At 57.5% G+C, this 1,368-nt stretch carries 4 protein-coding genes; all 4 read right to left on the bottom strand.

Features of this window, described 5'->3' with window-relative positions; genetic code table 11:
* Positions 1-173: flagellar biosynthetic protein FliQ (locus VZ95_RS28340; protein WP_045776805.1), on the bottom strand; the 173-nt coding region annotated here is incomplete at its 3' end.
* Between the two features lie 48 nt (positions 174-221).
* A complete protein-coding gene (fliE, locus tag VZ95_RS16330) occupies positions 222-533 on the bottom strand; it encodes a flagellar hook-basal body complex protein FliE (RefSeq protein WP_045776804.1) in 312 nt (103 codons plus the stop codon).
* Between the two features lie 27 nt (positions 534-560).
* Complete coding sequence (gene flgC, locus VZ95_RS16325; protein WP_045776803.1) at positions 561-974, bottom strand: flagellar basal body rod protein FlgC; 414 nt, start codon at positions 972-974, stop codon at positions 561-563.
* A 50-nt stretch (positions 975-1,024) separates the two neighbouring features.
* Positions 1,025-1,368, bottom strand: a 344-nt coding sequence (locus tag VZ95_RS25815) for a flagellar basal body rod protein FlgB (protein WP_045776802.1), incomplete at its 5' end; no start/stop codon positions are given.

Here is a 1,368-nt window from a genome sequence, read left to right as displayed (position 1 = left end):
ACCACGATGATCTTCGGAACGAAGGTCAGCGTCATTTCCTGGATCTGGGTCAGCGCCTGGAACAGCGAAATGATGAGGCCGACCACGAGCGAAATGACCATGATCGGCCCCGACACCTGAAGCAGGACCAGCACGGCTTCCCGCGCGACTTCGAGAGTATTGGCCTCATTCATCGTGCGGCGACCTTAACTTGACCAAAAGCCCGAAACGCGCAAACGGCGTTAGATGGGCATACGCATGATTTCGTTATAAGCCTGTACCACGCGGTCGCGGATGGCGACAACCGTTTGCAGCGTTACTTCGGCATTGGAAATCGCCGTGACAACTTCGGTAATGTCCGGCGCTTGGCCGGCGGCGGCCTTCGCGGTTTGGCCTTCGGCCTTGTACATCGTATCGAGCGCGGACCGGCCGGCCTTTTCGACGAGTTCCGAGAAGTTCGGCCCCATCGGGCGGGCGCTGCTTTCCAGGCTGGGGAGAGCGCGGACGGTGCTGCCGTAGGCGGCGGCGGCGGAAGCTGGATTGGTCGTGCTCATGGCGTATTCCTCTTAGAGGCGAAAGGATTAGGCGGTCCGCAGCAGACCGATGGTCCGCGACAGCATCGCCTTGGAGGTTTCGATCACCGACAGATTGGCTTCGTAGGAGCGTTGGGCTTCGCGCATATCGGAAATTTCGACCAGCGAATTCACGTTCGGGCGCAGCACATAGCCTTCAGCATTGGCGGCCGGATGGCTGGGATCGTACTTCAGCTCGAAATCTTTACTGTCCGGCATGATCTTATTGACGCGCACCATGTCGGCATTGATCGACCGATCGAGCACGTTCTTGAACGTCATGATCTTGCGGCGATAGGGCTCGCCACCCGGCGTTTGGGACGTGGAGTCGGCATTGGCGAGGTTTTCCGAAATCACCCGAAGGCGCTGGCCCTGCGCCCGCATCCCGGCGGCGGAAATCTGCATTGCATCTTTAAGATTCATCAGCTTAGCCCCTCTTCCTTCGCCTAATCACGTAAAGCCCAAACGCGCGGTTATTGGCCGCCGCGCAGGACCATTTTCGACATGGCCGTATATTTGTTATAAAGTTCCGCATTCAGCGTATAGTCGCTCTGATTCTGCGTCATCTTCATCATCTGCTCTTCGAGCACCACGCCGTTTTTCGACAGCGAGGTTTCATAAGGCTTCTTCTCCTTATCAACCGCGAACGTTGTCTGCGGGCTGACGGGGCGAAGATGATTGGGTTGGGTCAGGGCGAGCGGTTGGCGCGAATTGGCCTCCTTCATCGCCTGAAGAAAATTCTGTTGGCGAAGATCGCTCGGGCGATAGTTGGGCGTATCGGAATTCGCAATATTCTGGGACAGCACCTTATGCCGGT

Origin of the sequence: Elstera litoralis, from assembly GCF_000963705.1 — a bacterium.
Classification (GTDB): domain Bacteria; phylum Pseudomonadota; class Alphaproteobacteria; order Elsterales; family Elsteraceae; genus Elstera; species Elstera litoralis.
This window is presented reverse-complemented; position numbering and strand designations above follow the sequence as displayed.

What these genes read in the sequence shown, in the direction of transcription:
- fliE (WP_045776804.1), bottom strand. Translation starts at nt 533, where the DNA reads ATGAGCACGACCAATCCAGCTTCCGCCGCCGCCGCCTACGGCAGCACC.
- flgC (WP_045776803.1), bottom strand. Translation starts at nt 974, where the DNA reads ATGAATCTTAAAGATGCAATGCAGATTTCCGCCGCCGGGATGCGGGCG.